The following is an 833-nucleotide window of genomic DNA, read 5'->3' on the forward strand; positions in this document are numbered from 1 at the left end:
GGTGAAAGCTGATCCTGTTTCCCACCATTCCCACTTTTCCCATCCTGATCTATGATGGAAGTCATCTTGGGAAGTAAGAATTTGACCATAAATTGCAATTTGGTCCCCAATCGGTCCCCAAGACGTCGCGCGAGGCCAGCTATTATGGGAGACTTCACTTTCTGTATCGGTAAATAATCCAATACGCGGCACAAAACCTTGTTTTAGTGCCGCGTTTCTTTTTATATGGATACATCCATTCGCGACTCACATCGTGTCCATTGCATTCAAAAGGAAGAAGTATGATCCACATTATTACAGGTAGCACTCTTGGTGGTGCGGAATACGTCGGTGATCACCTGAGCGATCTGCTCGTTGAACAAGGATTTGAAACCACGATCCACAACCAACCGTCATTAGACGAGATCGATAACCAAGGGACTTGGCTTGTGATCACCTCCACCCACGGTGCGGGGGAATATCCAGACAATATTCAACCTTTCATCGCAGCATTGCAAAATACACCACCTAAGATGGCAGACGTGAAGTTTGCAGTCATTGCGATTGGTGATTCGAGCTACGATACGTTCTGCGCTGCCGGTAAGCACGCTTACGACTTGTTAGAAGATATTGGCGCAACGCCGATTGCAGATTGCTTGTTGATTGATGTTCTGGCTCATGATGTCCCAGAAGATGCTGCAGAAGCATGGTTAAAAGAGAATATCGAGCGCTTTTAACCCCATACTCATTTCTTACAGAGTCGCGATGCGGCTCTGATTTCCCCTCTGTGAATAACCTTCCGTAGAAAAAATCTTTTCAACTGAACAAAAAATGTCCAAACCGTCTGTGGATAA

General features: G+C 45.6%; 2 protein-coding genes. One reads left to right on the plus strand and one right to left on the minus strand.

Translation table 11 applies throughout. From position 1 onward, the window contains the following. On the minus strand, positions 1–192 hold a 192-nt coding region (locus R7R78_RS25340), incomplete at its 3' end, for a hypothetical protein (protein WP_225474528.1). Between the two features lie 89 nt (positions 193–281). Between R7R78_RS25340 and mioC the strand changes: the two genes are divergently transcribed. Then, positions 282–716 carry an FMN-binding protein MioC gene (gene mioC / locus R7R78_RS25345; protein ID WP_020839871.1) on the plus strand — a complete coding sequence of 145 codons (435 nt, stop codon included), beginning with the start codon at positions 282–284 and terminating at the stop codon, positions 714–716. Positions 717–833 lie beyond the last annotated feature (117 nt).

Source organism: Vibrio sp. 2134-1, from assembly GCF_033339495.1.

Coding starts and splice junctions, on each gene's coding strand:
- mioC (WP_020839871.1), top strand. CDS start 282: ATGATCCACATTATTACAGGTAGCACTCTTGGTGGTGCGGAATACGTC.